The 16,328-nt window shown below is 58.0% G+C and carries 16 protein-coding genes; 8 read left to right on the top strand and 8 right to left on the bottom strand.

All coding sequences use genetic code 11. From position 1 onward, the window contains the following. The first annotated feature begins 6 nt into the window (after nt 1-6). The gene (hemH, locus tag FHL07_RS13785; RefSeq protein WP_095001115.1) at nt 7-1,032 is read left to right on the top strand and encodes a ferrochelatase; all 1,026 of its coding nucleotides are present in this window, start codon (nt 7-9) and stop codon (nt 1,030-1,032) included. A 106-nt stretch (nt 1,033-1,138) separates the two neighbouring features. Here hemH and FHL07_RS13780 read toward each other — a convergent pair whose 3' ends face one another. Then, nucleotides 1,139-2,416: a uracil-xanthine permease family protein gene (locus FHL07_RS13780; protein ID WP_095001116.1), complete on the bottom strand. Its 1,278-nt coding sequence runs from the start codon at nt 2,414-2,416 to the stop codon at nt 1,139-1,141. Between the two features lies 1 nt (nt 2,417). After that, nucleotides 2,418-3,056, bottom strand: a complete 639-nt coding sequence (upp, locus tag FHL07_RS13775) for a uracil phosphoribosyltransferase (protein WP_095001117.1) — start codon at nt 3,054-3,056, stop codon at nt 2,418-2,420. A gap of 164 nt (nt 3,057-3,220) precedes the next feature. Here upp and FHL07_RS13770 point away from each other — a divergent pair, with 164 nt between their 5' ends. Beyond that, a complete protein-coding gene (locus FHL07_RS13770) occupies nt 3,221-3,778 on the top strand; it encodes a hypoxanthine-guanine phosphoribosyltransferase (RefSeq protein WP_095018249.1) in 558 nt (185 codons plus the stop codon). 64 nt (nt 3,779-3,842) lie between these two features. Next, a complete protein-coding gene (locus tag FHL07_RS13765; protein WP_095001119.1) occupies nt 3,843-4,784 on the top strand; it encodes an AEC family transporter in 942 nt (313 codons plus the stop codon). Nucleotides 4,785-4,786: 2 nt separating this feature from the next. Here FHL07_RS13765 and FHL07_RS13760 read toward each other — a convergent pair whose 3' ends face one another. The 6 genes from FHL07_RS13760 to gatC all read right to left on the bottom strand — a co-directional run bounded on the left by FHL07_RS13760 (nt 4,787) and on the right by gatC (nt 11,144). Continuing rightward, on the bottom strand, nt 4,787-6,259 hold the full coding sequence (locus FHL07_RS13760; RefSeq protein WP_138738595.1) for a PhoPQ-activated pathogenicity-related family protein: 1,473 nt from the start codon (nt 6,257-6,259) through the stop codon (nt 4,787-4,789). 137 nt (nt 6,260-6,396) lie between these two features. Next, entirely contained in the window at nt 6,397-7,437 is a 1,041-nt protein-coding gene (locus tag FHL07_RS13755) for a calcium/sodium antiporter (protein WP_095038774.1), read from the bottom strand. A 47-nt stretch (nt 7,438-7,484) separates the two neighbouring features. Then, entirely contained in the window at nt 7,485-7,856 is a 372-nt protein-coding gene (locus FHL07_RS13750) for a septal ring lytic transglycosylase RlpA family protein (protein WP_095001121.1), read from the bottom strand. A 77-nt stretch (nt 7,857-7,933) separates the two neighbouring features. Beyond that, complete coding sequence (gatB, locus tag FHL07_RS13745; protein ID WP_138738594.1) at nt 7,934-9,379, bottom strand: Asp-tRNA(Asn)/Glu-tRNA(Gln) amidotransferase subunit GatB; 1,446 nt, start codon at nt 9,377-9,379, stop codon at nt 7,934-7,936. Nucleotides 9,380-9,389: 10 nt separating this feature from the next. Further along, the gene (gene gatA / locus FHL07_RS13740; RefSeq protein WP_138738593.1) at nt 9,390-10,841 is read right to left on the bottom strand and encodes an Asp-tRNA(Asn)/Glu-tRNA(Gln) amidotransferase subunit GatA; all 1,452 of its coding nucleotides are present in this window, start codon (nt 10,839-10,841) and stop codon (nt 9,390-9,392) included. Between the two features lie 15 nt (nt 10,842-10,856). After that, nucleotides 10,857-11,144, bottom strand: coding sequence for an Asp-tRNA(Asn)/Glu-tRNA(Gln) amidotransferase subunit GatC (gatC, locus tag FHL07_RS13735; protein WP_016781778.1), 288 nt, complete (start codon nt 11,142-11,144; stop codon nt 10,857-10,859). A gap of 210 nt (nt 11,145-11,354) precedes the next feature. On the opposite strand from gatC, the gene mreB reads away from it, so the two are divergent. The 5 genes from mreB to rng all read left to right on the top strand — a co-directional run bounded on the left by mreB (nt 11,355) and on the right by rng (nt 16,266). Beyond that, nucleotides 11,355-12,392, top strand: a complete 1,038-nt coding sequence (gene mreB / locus FHL07_RS13730; protein ID WP_002555108.1) for a rod shape-determining protein MreB — start codon at nt 11,355-11,357, stop codon at nt 12,390-12,392. A gap of 143 nt (nt 12,393-12,535) precedes the next feature. Beyond that, nucleotides 12,536-13,606 carry a rod shape-determining protein MreC gene (gene mreC, locus FHL07_RS13725; RefSeq protein ID WP_095001124.1) on the top strand — a complete coding sequence of 357 codons (1,071 nt, stop codon included), beginning with the start codon at nt 12,536-12,538 and terminating at the stop codon, nt 13,604-13,606. After that, complete coding sequence (gene mreD, locus FHL07_RS13720; RefSeq protein WP_095001125.1) at nt 13,607-14,095, top strand: rod shape-determining protein MreD; 489 nt, start codon at nt 13,607-13,609, stop codon at nt 14,093-14,095. Nucleotides 14,096-14,146: 51 nt separating this feature from the next. Then, nucleotides 14,147-14,752, top strand: a complete 606-nt coding sequence (locus FHL07_RS13715; protein ID WP_095018244.1) for a Maf family protein — start codon at nt 14,147-14,149, stop codon at nt 14,750-14,752. A gap of 56 nt (nt 14,753-14,808) precedes the next feature. Further along, nucleotides 14,809-16,266 (top strand): ribonuclease G, encoded by a 1,458-nt coding sequence (gene rng, locus FHL07_RS13710; protein WP_095001127.1) that lies wholly within the window; start codon nt 14,809-14,811, stop codon nt 16,264-16,266. Nucleotides 16,267-16,328 lie beyond the last annotated feature (62 nt).

The following is a 16,328-nucleotide window of genomic DNA, read 5'->3' as shown; positions in this document are numbered from 1 at the left end:
AGTTGCATGACCGATCACGCGCTGTTGCTGGTTAACCTGGGTTCGCCGGCGTCTACTTCGGTAGCGGATGTACGCAGCTACTTGAATCAGTTTTTAATGGATCCGTACGTCATTGATCTGCCGTGGCCGGTGCGACGCTTGCTGGTGTCGCTGATTCTGATCAAGCGGCCCGAGCAATCGGCCCATGCCTATGCCTCGATCTGGTGGAAGGAAGGTTCGCCGCTGGTGGAACTGAGCCGCCGTTTGCAACAGGCCATGACCAAAGAGTGGAGCCAGGGCCCGGTCGAGCTGGCAATGCGTTACGGCGAGCCATCGATTGAAACCGTGTTGACCCGTATCGCTGCGCAGGGCATCAAAAAGGTCACTCTGGCGCCGCTTTACCCGCAGTTCGCCGACAGCACCGTGACCACGGTGATTGAAGAGGCCAAGCGGGTGGTAAAGGCCAAAAAGCTGCCTGTCCAGTTCTCCATCCTGCAACCGTTCTATGATCAGCCCGAATACCTCGATGCTCTCGTGGCAAGTGCCCAACCGCATCTGGAGCAGGATTACGATCACTTGCTGCTGAGCTTTCACGGCTTGCCCGAGCGGCATTTACACAAGCTGGATCCGACCGGCAACCACTGCTTCAAAAATGATGACTGCTGCAAGAATGCATCGCCTGCGGTACTTGCCACCTGTTATCGGGCGCAGTGTCTGCGCACCGCACAGGCCTTTGCCGAGCGCATGGGCTTGCCTGAAGGGAAGTGGTCGGTGGCGTTCCAGTCCCGTCTGGGCCGGGCCAAGTGGATTGAACCCTACACTGAGGCGCGTCTGGATGCGTTGGCCAAGCAAGGGGTAAAGAAAATTCTGGTGATGTGCCCGGCGTTTGTGGCCGATTGCATTGAAACCCTGGAAGAGATTGGCGATCGCGGACGCGAGCAGTTTATCGAGGCAGGGGGCGAGGAGTTGGTGCTGGTGCCGTGTCTCAATGACCACCCGCAGTGGGCGCAGGCGTTGAACACGTTGTGTGAGAGGGCGCCGCTGGCCCTGTAGAAAACCCCTGTGGGAGCGGGCTTGCTCGCGATGCAGTCAACGCGGTCTATCTGTTGGATAGAGGTGATGCCATCGCGAGCAAGCCCGCTCCCACAAGGATTACAGGTCAGATGACGGGGCCGTCACCTTTTTTCTTGTGCTTCCAGCTGTCATTGCCCGGCAGGATCAGGTTCAGCGCAATCGCCACAATGGCGCACAGCGCGATGCCTTTGAGACCGAAGTCCTCAGGCCCCATCCCCGTACCGATCAGTACGCCGCCAATCCCGAATACCAGGGTCACCGAGACGATTACCAGGTTGCGTGCTTCGCTCAGGTCGACTTGATGGCGGATCAGGGTGTTCATGCCCACCGCCGCAATCGAACCGAACAGCAGGCACAGAATCCCGCCCATAACCGGCACTGGAATGCTTTGCAGCAGTGCGCCGAACTTGCCGATAAATGCCAGGCTGATGGCGAAGATCGCCGCCCAGGTCATGATTTTCGGGTTGTAGTTCTTGGTCAGCATCACCGCGCCTGTCACTTCGGCGTACGTGGTGTTGGGTGGGCCACCCAGCAAGCCGGCTGCAGTGGTGGCAATGCCGTCACCGAACAGTGTGCGGTGCAGGCCCGGTTTTTTCAGGTAGTCGCGACCGGTTACGCTGCCTACGGCAATGACACCGCCGATATGTTCAATGGCCGGGGCAAGTGCCACGGGGACGATAAACAGAATCGCCTGCCAGTTGAATTCGGGCGCGGTGAAGTGCGGTAGCGCAAACCAGGGGGCGGCAGCGATCTTGGCGGTGTCGACAACACCGAAGTAGAACGCCATGCCAAAACCTACCAGCACGCCGGCAATGATCGGCACCAGACGGAAAATCCCTTTGCCGAATACGGCCACGATCAAGGTGGTCAGCAGTGCTGGCATCGAGATCAGCATGGCCGTCTGATAGTGAATCAGCTCGGTGCCATCTTCAGCGCGACCCATGGCCATGTGTGCAGCAATGGGTGCCATCGCGAGGCCGATCGAGATAATCACCGGGCCAATCACCACGGGTGGCAGCAGGCGGTCAATAAAACCGGTGCCCTTGAGCTTTACCGCGAAACCGAGAAAGGTGTACACGAAACCGGCTGCCATCACGCCGCCCATGGTCGCGGCCAGGCCGAACTGACCCTTGGCGAGAATGATCGGAGTAATGAAAGCGAAACTCGAAGCCAGAAAGACCGGCACCTGGCGCCGGGTCACGATCTGGAACAGCAGAGTCCCGAGACCCGCCGTGAACAGCGCAACGTTAGGGTCCAGGCCTGTAATCAAAGGCATCAACACCAACGCGCCAAAGGCCACGAAGAGCATCTGCGCGCCAGATATGATCTGGCGCCAGAGCGGGTCGTTGAACTCGTCCTGCATGTTAAATGTCCTTTTGCTTGGTGCCGAAGATCTTGTCGCCGGCATCACCCAAGCCCGGAATGATGTAGCCGTGCTCGTTCAAACGCTCATCAATGGAGGCGGTGTAGATGGTCACGTCCGGGTGAGCGGCTTCAACAGCTGCAATCCCTTCAGGCGCAGCAACCAGCACCATGGCGCGGATTTCCTTGCAGCCTGCTTTTTTCAGCAGATCAATGGTGGCAACCATCGAGGAACCGGTGGCCAGCATCGGGTCGATAATCATCGCCAGACGCTCGTTGATTTCCGGTACCAGTTTTTCCAGGTAAGTGTGGGCCTGGAGGGTTTCTTCATTGCGGGCAATGCCGACAGCACTGACCTTGGCGCCCGGGATCAGGCTAAGGACGCCTTCAAGCATGCCGATACCTGCACGCAGGATCGGGACGACGGTAATTTTCTTACCGGCGATTTTTTCAACTTGAACAGTGCCACACCAGCCGTCGATATCGTAGGTTTCGAGGGTCAGGTCACTGGTGGCTTCATAGGTCAGCAACGCGCCGACTTCCTGAGCGAGCTCGCGGAAATTCTTCGTGCTAATGTCAGCACGACGCATCAGGCCGAGTTTGTGACGGATTAGCGGATGGCGTATCTCACGGATAGGCATAGGGAAAAACTCCGGGGGCAGGCAAAAAAACCGGCCTAGATTAATCTAATCCGGGGTGATGTCCTACAGACATTACTGCACGTTAGTCCATAAATGCTTGATCTGAGCCAAGCGGATGCGTACCTTTGCCCGCTTTTCTTGCACAACACCCCCTGGAGAGCGTCATGTCTGCTGATCTCGAGCATATCCGTCAAATCATGCGAGAGGCTGACTGCCTGTACACCGAAGCTGAAGTCGAGGCAGCCATTGCCCGCGTTGGCGCGCAAATCACGGCTGAAATGGCCGAGACCAATCCAGTGGTATTTTGTGTGATGAACGGCGGCCTGATTTTTTCCGGCAAGCTGCTTACCCATCTGCAATTTCCGCTTGAAGCGTCGTATTTGCATGCGACACGCTATCGCAATGAAACCACGGGTGGTGACCTGTTCTGGAAAGCCAAGCCTGAAGTCTCGTTTATAGACCGTCATGTACTGATCATCGATGACATCCTCGATGAAGGTCACACCCTGAGCGCGATCGTTGATTTCTGCAAACACGCCGGTGCCCGTCAGGTGCATACCGCGGTATTGATCGACAAGGAACATGACCGCAAGGCGCGTCCTGACCTGAAGGCCGACTACACGGGCTTGCCTTGCATTGACCGTTACGTGTTTGGCTATGGTATGGACTACAAAGGCTACTGGCGTAATGCTGCCGGCATTTATGCCGTCAAAGGTATGTAATAAAGGTCGTTGAAGCTGACCCCTGGAAGGCTTCAACCTGTCCTGTCTTCACGAGAGCGCCGACATGCTGGCTATATTCCTTCAGACGCTCTCCATTACGGCTCCCGTGTTTGCCATGCTGTTTTTAGGCGTGGTGCTCAAGCGCGTGGGCTGGATCAATGACAACTTTATCCATACGGCGTCGGCATTGGTGTTTAACGTCACCATGCCGGCGTTGTTGTTTTTGGGTATTTTGCACGCCGACCTCAGGGCTGCCTTGCAGCCCAAGGTGCTGGCGTATTTTGTCGCGGCGACCCTGTTCAGCTTTGCCCTGGCGTGGGGCTGGTCAATCTGGCGCTGCCCGCGGGAAGATCGCGGCATCTACACCCAGGGCGCTTTTCGCGGTAATAACGGGGTTATCGGCCTGGCTCTGGCGGCCAGCATGTACGGCGACTACGGGATTTCACTGGGGGCAGTGCTCGCCGGCCTGGTGATCCTGCTCTACAACACCCTGTCGACCATCGTATTGGCGGTTTACAGCCCGGTCATCAAGTCCGATCCGTGGAGTATCTGCAAAAGTGTGGTCAAGAACCCGCTGATCATCAGTGTTCTGGCTGCAGTGCCCTTTGCGCTGTTCAAGATCAGCTTGCCTGGCTGGTTGCAGGCATCGGGTGAGTATCTGGCGGCGATGACCTTGCCGCTGGCGCTGATTTGCATCGGTGGCACGCTGTCATTGGCGAGCCTGCGCAAAAGTGGCGACATGGCGCTGAGCGCCAGCCTGGTGAAAATGGTCAGCATGCCGCTGCTGGCAACCCTCGGCGCCTGGATCTGCGGTTTTCGCGGGCCGGAACTGGGGATTTTGTTCCTGTACTTCGCCAGCCCTACGGCGGCTGCCAGTTATGTCATGGCGCGGGCAGCCAATGGTAATCACGAGCTGGCAGCAGCGATTATCGTGATCACCACCTTGATGGCGGCTATCACCACCAATATCGGGATTTTTGTGTTGCAGTGGGGCGGCTGGATTTAATCTCAGGCTGGATCGTTCAGGTTTCTGCATGCAGGCCCGATTTGTTTGGGTGTCCAGGTCGGATAGGTGTGCGGCAAAACCAGTACAGGCGTACTGATGACCAGGCCGTCGGCCATCGTGGCCTCTATGTAGTTGGCGCTCCAGCCCTCTTCGGGTGAGTTCAACTCAACGGTAAGCGTGTTGTTTTCGGTCATGACAATCGGGGTGGCTTCGTACCTGATACCGCAGGCCAGTCGGAAATCACGATCATTGAGATTGAACGCGCGCCATTGAACCAGTTTGGTGGGGCGTTCAGAAAACCCAAGTTGCATTTTTGAACTTGCCGATTCGGTTTTTTCGATGGTTGTCAGGGTCGGTAATGGACGTTTCTGTTGCAGTCGGTTGGTAAAAGCAATCAACGAACTCTCGATAAATGCCTTTATCCCGTAATGGTTTGCGTTGGGTGCGACACGGAGCATTTTTGTTCCAGGCAACGCGTCAAAATAAAACCGTGCGTTGTCCGGGAGAAAAAAGTCATCGCTGCTGGCATTCACGATGTACTTGGGGATTGTCATCCTGTCGGTTGATGATTTGACATAGAGCAGAGGGTCTTCTATCTGCATCAGTTTGTCGAAATCAGCCGTTTCTAACTGTTGCGTAATGCCTTCGTGGTGATAGGCATTGAAAGCAATCGGCCAGCTTTTACCATAAGCACCATAGGTGTGTTTCAGAACCGCTTTGGTGTTGAGAATATCGATAACAAAGGGGGCTATTGCGCTCACCCGCGAGTCTGTCAGAGCCGTCATCCATACCGCCCACCCCCGTTTGGACGCGCCGCTGGCAATAAAACGATCTATTTGCCATGGCTTGAGCTTCTGTTGGGCAAGGTCCATGGCTTTGACCAGTGTGAGCATCATGGGAATGTGCAGCGAAAGAAATGGCCGGGTCTCAGGGCTTTTTAGAAACAGAGACCAGCTATGGGCCACGCTGTCATCTTCGCGACGCGCCAGGTCATCATCGGCATAGGTCAGGTACTGATTCGGGATATTGCTGACAGAGACCACAATGGTTTGCGTTTGCCGGGCAATGCCGAGTGCCATTTCTTCGGTAAAGTCTGTTGAAGGTTGCAGGGGTTTGTCGGTTGCAGGGATATTGATTCCGTTATTGGCGATCAATAGTGCCTGGCTATTCAATGCAGCTTGCGGAATATAGATATCGACAGTGTGAACCCAGTCGGTCGGGCGAGCGAAGTCATGCCCTGTCCAGCGCTGGGACTGAAGCTCGAAGCGACGTCTTTCCACCCCGGGAAACAATGTTGAGCCGATGAACTTATGCGTCAGCGCCTGATCAGCTTGAGCCTGTTTGTAGCAGCCCAATACTTTACTGAAATCTTGACCGTTGTTGATGAAGCAGGCCATCGCGGCATCCGATGCGTAACTGCAACCGCTTGTCAGCAGGGTGAGGGCGAGTAAAACGAGGGAGCGAAGTGAGTTCATGGCAGGCCCGTAAATACCAGAGGCGCATGTATCGCGCGGCATCCTCCATGTTTACGGGAGTTATCTAAATACTTCAGCAGGATGTACCTGTCTTTGTTGTAGGTTTTGTTCCTGCATTAAGTGGTAGTCACCACGCCTCAATGTTGTCGGCGCCATGCACGCAAAGTGCTGAACAGCAGAAACAGCGACAAAGCCGGCAGAATGTAAAACAGCATCAGATGCTCGAGCTTGCCTGCCAGCGGCATACCGGTGGTGAATGACACTACGTGCAGGCCGTACGCCAGATACAAACCGAGAAACAGCAAGCCTTCCACCCGTGTCACCCGATAGCCGCTATAGAACACCGGCAGGCACAGCGCTGCGACGCCCAGCATTACCGGCAGGTCGAAGGCCAGTGCATTGGGCGACACCGACAGTGGCGCGGGCGCCAACAGGGCGGTGAGCCCCAATACGCCCAGCAGGTTAAACACGTTGCTGCCAATGACGTTGCCCACCGCAATTTCACGCTGGCCGCGAAATGCAGCAATCAGGGAAGTGGCCAGCTCGGGCAGTGAGGTACTCACGGCGATGATGGTCAGGCCGATGATGCGTTCGGACAGGCCCAGCTCTGACGCCACCTCGACGGCAGCGCCCAGCAGCAGGTGGCCGGCAAAGCCGAGGAGGAGCAAGGCGCAGCCCATCTGCGTGAGTGTGCGTAGCCATGAAGCGTGAGGGGTGTCGCGGCCGGGGTGGTGGTGACCGCTGTGGCGGGATTGGTGCAGCAGCAAGAACAGGTACACCAGCAAGCCGACCAGCAACAGTGCGCCGTCCAGGCGGTCGAGTTGATGGTTCAGGGCCAGTGCAAACACCATGATGCTGGCGAGAATCATCAACGGGATGTCCAGGCGCACCAGCTGTCGCGACACCCGCAGTGGAATAATCAGCGCCGAAAGCCCGAGGGTGACGAGGATGTTAAAAATATTGCTGCCAATGACACTGCCCACGGCAATGTCCGCGGTGTCATTGAGCGCGGCCTGCAGGCTGACCGTCATCTGGGGTGCGCTGCTGCCCATTGCTACCACGGTCAAGCCGACCAGAAGTGGCCGTACCTTCAATTTGCTCGCAATGTGCTCTGCGCAGCGCACCAACAGCTGCGCACCTGCAATCAACAGCACCAGGCCGCCGAACAGTTGCAGCACGCTCCACGCAGATAATGCGCTCAAGCCGAAAATAGTGACCCCCTCGCTTAGTTGCTCAAGCCCTGGACCCGGACTTTAGCCGTGCCACTGCGCAGCATATCCAACTGCCTGGCGGCCTGGCGTGAAAGATCGATCAAGCGGCTGCGCGTATGCGGGCCGCGGTCATTGATGCGTACTACGACGGATTTGTCGTTGCTCAAGTTGGTGACCAGTACCCGCGTCCCGAAAGGCAGGGCGGGATGGGCAGCGGTAAGGGCATTTTGGTCGAAAGGTTCACCGCTGGCGGTTCGCTTGCCGTGGTGGCGAGCGCCGTAATAGGAGGCAATGCCGGTTTTGTCATAGCCGCGGGGGTCTATGTCATGGCTGGCACAGCCGGCGAGCAAGCTGAGCAGGGCGCAGGCGCCGAGTAGCTGCTTCATGGGGGAATCCTTCTGTTGCGGGAAATAACCACAAAAATCTGTGGGAGCGGGCAAGCCCGCTCCCACAGTTGAGTGGCTTAGCCTTCGAGTTTGCTTTTCAGCAGCTCGTTGACCTGTTGCGGGTTTGCTTTGCCTTTGGACGCTTTCATCGCCTGGCCGACAAAGAAACCGAACATCTTGCCGCGCTTGGCTTCGTCTGCCGCACGGTATTGCTCGACCTGCTCTGCGTTGGCCGCCAGCATTTCGTCCAGCACCTTTTCAATGGCGCCGCTGTCGGTGACTTGCTTGAGACCGCGCTTTTCGATGACCTCGTCAGCGCTGCCCTCGTCAGTGGCCATTGCTTCAAGCACCACTTTGGCAATCTTGCCGGAGATGGTGTTGTCCTTGATGCGCTGCAGCATGCCGCCCAGCTGTTCGGCGCTTACCGGTGACTGGTCGATGTCCAGGCCTTGCTTGTTAAGCAGGCTGCCCAGCTCAACCATGACCCAGTTGGCCGCCAGCTTGGCGTCGCCGCTGATGCTCACGACTTTTTCGAAGTAGTCAGCTTGTTCGCGGCTCGAAGCCAAAACGCTGGCGTCGTAGGCCGACAGACCGAACTGCGACTGGAAGCGCTCGCGCTTTTGCGGTGGCAGTTCTGGCAGGGTGGCGCGAACCTGTTCGATAAACGCATCTTCGATCACCACCGGCAGCAGGTCGGGATCGGGGAAGTAACGGTAGTCGTTGGCTTCCTCCTTGCTGCGCATGGCGCGGGTTTCGTCCTTGTTCGGGTCATACAGGCGGGTTTGCTGGATAACCTTGCCGCCGTCTTCGATCAGCTCGATCTGGCGCTGGATTTCGCTGTTGATCGCCTTCTCGATAAAACGGAACGAGTTGACGTTCTTGATCTCGCAGCGGGTGCCGAACTCGGCCTGACCCACCGGGCGTACCGATACGTTGCAGTCGCAACGCAGCGAGCCTTCGGCCATGTTGCCGTCGCAGATACCCAGGTAACGTACCAGGGCGTGCATGGCTTTGACGTAGGCCACGGCCTCTTTGGCGCTGCGCATGTCCGGTTCGGAAACGATTTCCAGCAGCGGTGTGCCCGCGCGGTTCAGGTCGATGCCGGTGGAGCCGCTGAAGTCTTCGTGCAGGCTTTTGCCGGCGTCTTCTTCAAGGTGCGCGCGGGTAATGCCGACCCGCTTGACGGTGCCGTCTTCCAGAGTGATGTCCAGGTGACCCTTGCCGACGATCGGCAACTCCATCTGGCTGATCTGGTAGCCCTTGGGCAGGTCGGGGTAGAAATAGTTCTTGCGGGCAAACACGTTGTGCTGACCGATCTCGGCATCTACTGCCACGCCGAACATGACGGCCATGCGCACGGCCTCCTGGTTCAGTACCGGCAATACGCCGGGCATGCCCAGGTCTACCAGGCTGGCCTGGGTGTTCGGTTCTGCACCAAAGGTGGTGGCACTACCGGAGAAAATCTTCGATTGGGTGGCGAGCTGGGAGTGAATTTCCAGCCCGATCACAACTTCCCATTGCATATGTTTCTCCTCAGAAGCCGGCAGGTGAGCGCGTGTGCCAGTCAGTGTTCAACTGATACTGGTGGGCGACGTTGAGCAGGCGACCTTCCTGGAAATAAGGTGCAAGCAACTGCACGCCCACTGGCAAGCCATCGACAAAACCGGCTGGCATCGACAGGCCCGGCAGGCCCGCGAGGTTGGCGGTGATGGTGTAGACGTCTTCCAGGTAGGCGGAAACCGGGTCGCTGTTTTTAGCGCCGATTTTCCAGGCCGGGTTAGGCGTGGTCGGGCCGAGGATGATGTCGACTTCGTTGAATGCCGCCATGAAGTCGTTTTTGATCAGGCGACGGATTTTTTGCGCCTGCAGGTAGTAAGCGTCGTAGTAGCCCGCCGACAGGGCGTAGGCCCCCACCAGGATCCGGCGCTGTACTTCCGGGCCAAAGCCCTCGGCGCGCGAGCGCTTGTACAGGTCAGTGAGGTCCTTGGGGTTTTCGCAGCGATGGCCGAAGCGCACACCGTCAAAACGCGACAGGTTGGACGAGGCCTCGGCAGGTGCGATGACGTAGTACGCAGGAATCGCGTGCTGCATGTTCGGCAGGCTGATCGGCTTGATCACGGCGCCGAGTTTTTCCAGTTCCTTGATGCTGTTGTGGATCAGCTCGGCGATACGCGTGTCGAGGCCTTCGCTGAAGAACTCTTTAGGCACGCCGATACGCAGGCCTTTCAGCGAACCATTGAGGTTGGCGCTGAAGTCCGGTACGGGTTCGTCAATGCTGGTGGAGTCTTGCGGGTCGAAACCGGCCATGCCTTGCAGCAGGATGGCGCAGTCTTCGGCCGTGCGAGCCAGCGGGCCGGCCTGGTCGAGGCTGGAGGCGTAGGCGATCATGCCCCAGCGCGAAACGCGACCGTACGTCGGTTTCAGGCCTGTGAGGCTGGTCAGGGCTGCCGGCTGTCGGATTGATCCGCCAGTGTCGGTCCCCGTCGCGGCAGGCAACAGGCGGGCGGCAACGGCGGCGGCCGAACCACCCGACGAACCGCCGGGTACGTGGTCAAGGTTCCACGGGTTTTTGACCGCGCCGTAGTAGCTCGATTCGTTGGCCGAACCCATGGCGAACTCGTCCATGTTGGTCTTGCCCAGGCTTACGGCGCCGGCAGCGGCCAGCTTGGCTACCACTGTGGCGTCGTACGGTGCCTTGAAGTTGTCGAGCATCTTCGAGGCGCAGCTGGTGCGTACGCCCAGGGTGCAGAACAGGTCCTTGTGAGCGATCGGGGCGCCCAGCAGGGCACCGCTTTCACCGTTGGCGCGGCGTGCGTCAGCGGCCTTGGCCTGCTCCAGGGCAAGGTCTTCGGTGAGGGTGATAAAACTGTTGAGCTGAGGATCGAGCTGGGCGATACGCGCCAGCAGGGTCTTGGTCAGCTCTTCGGAAGAAAACTTTTTATCGGCGAGTCCGCGGGCGATCTCGGCCAGAGTCAATTGATGCATGCAGGCGCTTTCCCTTTACTCGATGACTTTCGGAACCAGATAGAGGCCGTTTTCGACCGCCGGTGCGATGGACTGATACGCCTCGCGATGATTGCTCTCAGTCACGACGTCTGCACGCAGGCGCTGGCTGGCTTCCAGTGGGTGGGCCAGAGGCTCGATACCGGTCGTGTCGACGGCCTGCATCTGATCAATCAGCCCCAAAATGCTGTTAAGGGCTTCGGTGGTGCGTGGAATATCGGCATCATTGAGGCCAAGACGGGCCAAATGTGCGATTTTTTCCACGTCGGAGCGGTCTAGCGCCATGGGATTCTCCAGTGGAAAACAGGACGGATGCTATCCGTGTGTTAGATTGTCGGAACACTACCGCATTTCTACGGTCATATGGCCGCGATTGTGGGTGTTGGTGCTCAGAAAAGCGCCCAATTTAACATATTGGCGCCTTGCCCAAAATCCCTGTCGTTGTTAGAGTTTGCCGCACTTTTTTACCCACGCGTTGCCTAGGGTCCCTTTCCCATGTTCAAGAAACTGCGTGGCATGTTTTCCAGCGATCTTTCCATCGACCTGGGCACTGCCAACACCCTTATTTACGTGCGCGAGCGCGGTATTGTCCTGAATGAGCCATCAGTTGTGGCTATTCGGACACACGGTAACCAGAAAAGTGTCGTTGCTGTCGGCACCGAGGCCAAGCGCATGCTTGGCCGTACACCGGGCAACATTGCTGCCATTCGTCCGATGAAGGACGGCGTTATCGCCGATTTCAGCGTTTGCGAAAAAATGCTGCAGTACTTCATCAACAAGGTGCATGAAAACAGTTTCCTGCAACCTAGCCCGCGAGTCTTGATTTGCGTGCCTTGCAAGTCGACTCAGGTAGAGCGTCGCGCCATTCGTGAATCGGCACTCGGTGCCGGTGCCCGTGAAGTGTTCCTGATCGAAGAACCAATGGCTGCGGCCATCGGTGCAGGCCTGCCGGTTGAAGAAGCTCGTGGCTCGATGGTTGTCGATATCGGTGGCGGTACCACTGAAATCGCGCTGATCTCCCTGAACGGTGTGGTTTACGCCGAATCCGTACGGGTAGGTGGCGACCGTTTCGACGAAGCAATCATCACCTATGTGCGCCGTAACTACGGCAGCCTGATCGGTGAATCGACTGCCGAGCGCATCAAGCAGGAAATCGGCACTGCCTACCCGGGTGGTGAAGTACGTGAAGTCGACGTACGCGGCCGTAACCTGGCAGAGGGCGTACCACGTGCCTTCACCCTGAACTCCAATGAAGTGCTCGAGGCTCTGCAAGAGTCGCTGGCAACCATCGTTCAGGCCGTGAAAAGCGCGCTGGAACAGTCTCCGCCAGAGCTGGCTTCGGACATCGCCGAGCGTGGCCTGGTACTGACCGGTGGTGGCGCCTTGCTGCGTGACCTCGACAAGTTGCTGGCTCAGGAAACCGGTCTGCCGGTGATTGTTGCCGAAGACCCGTTGACCTGTGTTGCGCGTGGCGGTGGCCGTGCGCTGGAAATGATGGATAAACACACGATGGATCTGCTCTCCAGCGAATAAGATCGCGTGGTGCAGCCCTTTCGTTATCATCAGAAGGTAGCACTTTGCAGTGCTGCCTTTTGGCGTTTATCTTCTGTCAATCTTCATCCAGGCCGCTTGAAGCCGTATGAATAAATTGAACACCTGCCCGGGAGGAGCGGCTTATTAAACCGCTCTTTTCCAAAGGCCCCTCATTGGGCGTGCGCTTTCTGGTGCTGGTCGTGCTATCGGTCGCGCTAATGGTAGTGGACGCTCGCTTTACGTTACTCAAGCCTGTGCGCAGCCAGATGTCTCTGGTACTGATGCAGTCCTACTGGATCACCGATCTGCCGCAGCGTTTGTGGCAGGGCGTGGCCAGTCAGTTCGGCAGCCGCACTGAGCTGGTGGCTGAAAACGAGAAACTCAAAACCGAAAACCTTCTGCTTCAGGGGCGCATGCAAAAGCTGGCGGCCTTGACCGAGCAGAACGTTCGCCTGCGCGAGTTGCTCAACTCTTCGGCGCTGGTCAACGAAAAGGTCGAAGTGGCCGAACTGATCGGCATGGATCCCAACCCCTTCACTCATCGCATCATCATCAACAAGGGTGAACGTGACGGCGTTGTGCTGGGCCAGCCGGTACTCGATGCCCGCGGTCTGATGGGGCAGGTGGTTGAGTTGATGCCCTACACCTCGCGTGTCCTGTTGCTGACCGATACCACCCATAGCATTCCAGTGCAGGTCAACCGTAACGGGTTGCGGGCGATTGCCAGCGGTACGGGCAACCCCGAGAGCCTTGAACTGCGTCATGTTGCCGATACGGCGGATATCAAGGTGGGTGACCTGTTGGTCAGCTCGGGCCTGGGGCAGCGCTTCCCGGCCGGTTATCCGGTGGCAACGGTAAAGGAGGTGATTCACGATTCGGGTCAGCCCTTTGCCATTGTGCGGGCCGTGCCGACGGCAGCCCTGAATCGCAGCCGTTACCTGCTGCTGGTGTTCAGTGACAGCCGTACCCCTGAAGAGCGGGCCAACGATGCGGCCAAGGCTCAGCAGGCTGAACAAAACGGTGAACCGCCGCCGATCATTCCGGCGACGGTGCCCAAGCCGGTTGCGCCTGCAGCGGCCGTTATCCCGGCGGCTGTGGCTCCAGCTCCGGCGGCTGTTGCCGAGCCCAAGACCGTGAAAAAACCTGCGCCCGCTGCAACCCCTGCCGCCAAGCCGCCAGCCGCCGTGCCGGCCACTACCCGGGAGAGGCAATAAATGGCGAGTACCCGTTCGCGTAACGGCTGGATCATCTGGCTGACATTTGCCATTGGCCTGTTGCTCAGTATTTCACCCATGCCCCAGTTCATGGAAATCCTGCGCCCGCTCTGGCTGGCATTGCTACTGGCTTTCTGGGCCTTGTACATGCCGCACAAAGTGGGCATGGTCACCGCGTTTTGCCTGGGGTTGGCGGAGGATGTGCTGTATGGCACGTTGCTGGGGCAGAACGCCCTGACCCTGACCCTGATTACCTTTCTGGTGCTGTCCCTTCAGCAGCGCTTGCGGGTGTTCCCGATGTGGCAGCAATGCCTGGTGCTTCTGGTTGTGTTCGGCCTGGCGCAGCTTGCCCAACTGTGGCTCAGTGCGTTGACCGGCAATCGCCAGCCAACGCTGGCGCTGGTGTTGCCGGGTGTGGTCAGTGCCCTGCTGTGGCCCTGGGTCAGTTACGGGCTGCGCGGGCTGTGCAGACGCTTCAAAATCAATTAACCGGATACGAGCCATTTCCTGGTTTGTGCACCTCGACAGGGAGATGTCTTGATGACCTCGCTTTATCTGGCCTCTGGCTCACCGCGCCGACGCGAGTTGTTGACTCAGATCGGCGTGCCGTTTGAAACGGTCAGCGCAGCCATTGACGAAACTCCCCTCCCGAATGAATCCCCTGTGGCCTATGTCGAGCGCCTGGCGCGCGAAAAGGCCCAGGCCGGGCGCCAACAACTGCTGACGACCATGCCGGACGCTGCGTTTTGCGTACTGGGGGCTGACACGGCCGTGGTGCTCGATGAACACATTCTCGGTAAACCGGTCGACGAGGCCGACGCCTTGGCTATGCTCATGGCGCTGTCTGGCCGGGAGCATGAGGTGTTGACCGCGATCGCGATTATTGACGCCGGGCGCTGTGAAACCCGAGTGGTACGCAGTCAGGTACGCTTTAGAAACATCAGCAAACAAGAAGCCAGCCTGTATTGGGCCAGCGGTGAACCCCTGGACAAAGCCGGTGGCTACGCCATTCAGGGCTTGGCTGCGGTGTTTGTGGCGGGCCTGAATGGCAGTTATTCCGCCGTCGTGGGCCTGCCTGTGTGCGAAACCGCAGAACTGCTCGGGCATTTCGGCATACCCTGTTGGCAAAACCTTACCGTGCGCTGAATACGGCACCTACGAGACGTGGCACTACTGTGATGACGCCTGAACGAGACCCAGCCATGAGTGAAGAGATCCTGATCAACATCACGCCGATGGAATCGCGCGTGGCAGTGGTAGAGAACGGTGTTCTGCAAGAGGTGCATGTCGAGCGTACCCAGCGCCGGGGCATTGTCGGCAATATCTACAAAGGCAAGATTGTCAGGGTTTTGCCCGGCATGCAGGCTGCCTTTGTGGATATCGGTCTGGATCGTGCTGCTTTTATTCATGCCTCCGAAATTTCCCTGCGTGAAGGCCAGGCCGTTGAAAGCATCGGTACGCTGGTGCATGAAGGCCAGAGCCTGGTGGTGCAAGTCACCAAAGACCCGATAGGTTCAAAAGGTGCGCGCCTGACGACTCAACTGTCGATACCCTCGCGCTACCTGGTGTATATGCCGCGCACCGCCCATGTCGGCATTTCGCTGAAGATCGAAGACGAAGCCGAGCGCGAACGCCTTAAACAGGTGGTCAGTGATTGCGTAGCCCAGGAAGGCATCAAGGAAGCCGGCGGGTTTATCCTGCGTACGGCGGCCGAAGGTGCCGGGGCGGATGAGATCCTGATGGATATTCGCTACCTGCGTCGTTTGTGGGACCAGATCGGTGCCCAGATCAAGACGGTTGGCGCGCCGACGGTGATCTATGAAGACCTGGGCCTGGCGCTGCGCACATTGCGTGATCTGGTCAGCCCCAAGATCGAGAAAATTCGCATCGATTCGCGGGAAACCTTTCAGAGGACCACGCAATTTGTTGCCGAACTGATGCCGGAAATCGCCGACCGCCTTGAGCACTACCCGGGCGAACGGCCGATTTTCGATTTGTACGGCGTTGAAGACGAAATCCAGAAGGCCCTGGACCGCAAGGTACCGCTCAAGTCCGGCGGTTATCTGGTGGTCGACCCGGCTGAGGCCATGACCACCATCGACGTCAACACCGGCGCGTTTGTGGGGCATCGCAACCTTGAGGAAACCATCTTCAAGACCAACCTCGAAGCGGCTACCGCGATTGCCCGGCAACTGCGCCTGCGCAACCTGGGCGGGATCATCATCATCGACTTTATCGACATGGAAGATGAAGAGCACCAGCGCCAGGTGATACGCACCCTGGAAAAACAGCTGGAGCGTGATCACGCCAAGACCAACATCATCGGCATTACCGAGTTGGGTCTGGTGCAGATGACCCGCAAACGTACGCGCGAGAGCCTGGAGCAAGTGTTGTGCGAGCCGTGCGTGTGCTGCCAGGGCCGGGGAAAGTTGAAAACCCCCGAAACCATCTGCTATGAAATCTTCCGTGAGATCCTGCGAGAGGCCCGGGCTTATCAAGCGACCGGCTATCGTGTGCTGGCCAACCAGAAAGTGGTGGATCGTTTACTGGACGAAGAGTCAGGCAATGTCGCGGAGCTGGAAGGGTTTATCGGTCGCACGATTCGTTTTCAGGTCGAAACCATGTACTCCCAGGAACAATACGACGTGGTGCTGCTCTGAAGTATCTAGCGTCACATAGCGTCGAAAAGGGGCTGAAACCGGCCCCTACGATCATTATTTAA

Source organism: Pseudomonas sp. FSL W7-0098, assembly GCF_005930585.1.
Classification (GTDB): Bacteria; Pseudomonadota; Gammaproteobacteria; order Pseudomonadales; family Pseudomonadaceae; genus Aquipseudomonas; species Aquipseudomonas bubulae.
This window is presented reverse-complemented; position numbering and strand designations above follow the sequence as displayed.

Bases quoted from the DNA above. Each gene is read 5' to 3' on its own strand.
- hemH (WP_095001115.1), top strand. From the start codon at position 7: ATGACCGATCACGCGCTGTTGCTGGTTAACCTGGGTTCGCCGGCGTCT.
- FHL07_RS13780 (WP_095001116.1), bottom strand. From the start codon at position 2,416: ATGCAGGACGAGTTCAACGACCCGCTCTGGCGCCAGATCATATCTGGC.
- upp (WP_095001117.1), bottom strand. From the start codon at position 3,056: ATGCCTATCCGTGAGATACGCCATCCGCTAATCCGTCACAAACTCGGC.
- FHL07_RS13770 (WP_095018249.1), top strand. From the start codon at position 3,221: ATGTCTGCTGATCTCGAGCATATCCGTCAAATCATGCGAGAGGCTGAC.
- FHL07_RS13765 (WP_095001119.1), top strand. From the start codon at position 3,843: ATGCTGGCTATATTCCTTCAGACGCTCTCCATTACGGCTCCCGTGTTT.
- FHL07_RS13760 (WP_138738595.1), bottom strand. From the start codon at position 6,259: ATGAACTCACTTCGCTCCCTCGTTTTACTCGCCCTCACCCTGCTGACA.
- FHL07_RS13750 (WP_095001121.1), bottom strand. From the start codon at position 7,856: ATGAAGCAGCTACTCGGCGCCTGCGCCCTGCTCAGCTTGCTCGCCGGC.
- gatB (WP_138738594.1), bottom strand. From the start codon at position 9,379: ATGCAATGGGAAGTTGTGATCGGGCTGGAAATTCACTCCCAGCTCGCC.
- gatA (WP_138738593.1), bottom strand. From the start codon at position 10,841: ATGCATCAATTGACTCTGGCCGAGATCGCCCGCGGACTCGCCGATAAA.
- gatC (WP_016781778.1), bottom strand. From the start codon at position 11,144: ATGGCGCTAGACCGCTCCGACGTGGAAAAAATCGCACATTTGGCCCGT.
- mreB (WP_002555108.1), top strand. From the start codon at position 11,355: ATGTTCAAGAAACTGCGTGGCATGTTTTCCAGCGATCTTTCCATCGAC.
- mreD (WP_095001125.1), top strand. From the start codon at position 13,607: ATGGCGAGTACCCGTTCGCGTAACGGCTGGATCATCTGGCTGACATTT.
- FHL07_RS13715 (WP_095018244.1), top strand. From the start codon at position 14,147: ATGACCTCGCTTTATCTGGCCTCTGGCTCACCGCGCCGACGCGAGTTG.
- rng (WP_095001127.1), top strand. From the start codon at position 14,809: ATGAGTGAAGAGATCCTGATCAACATCACGCCGATGGAATCGCGCGTG.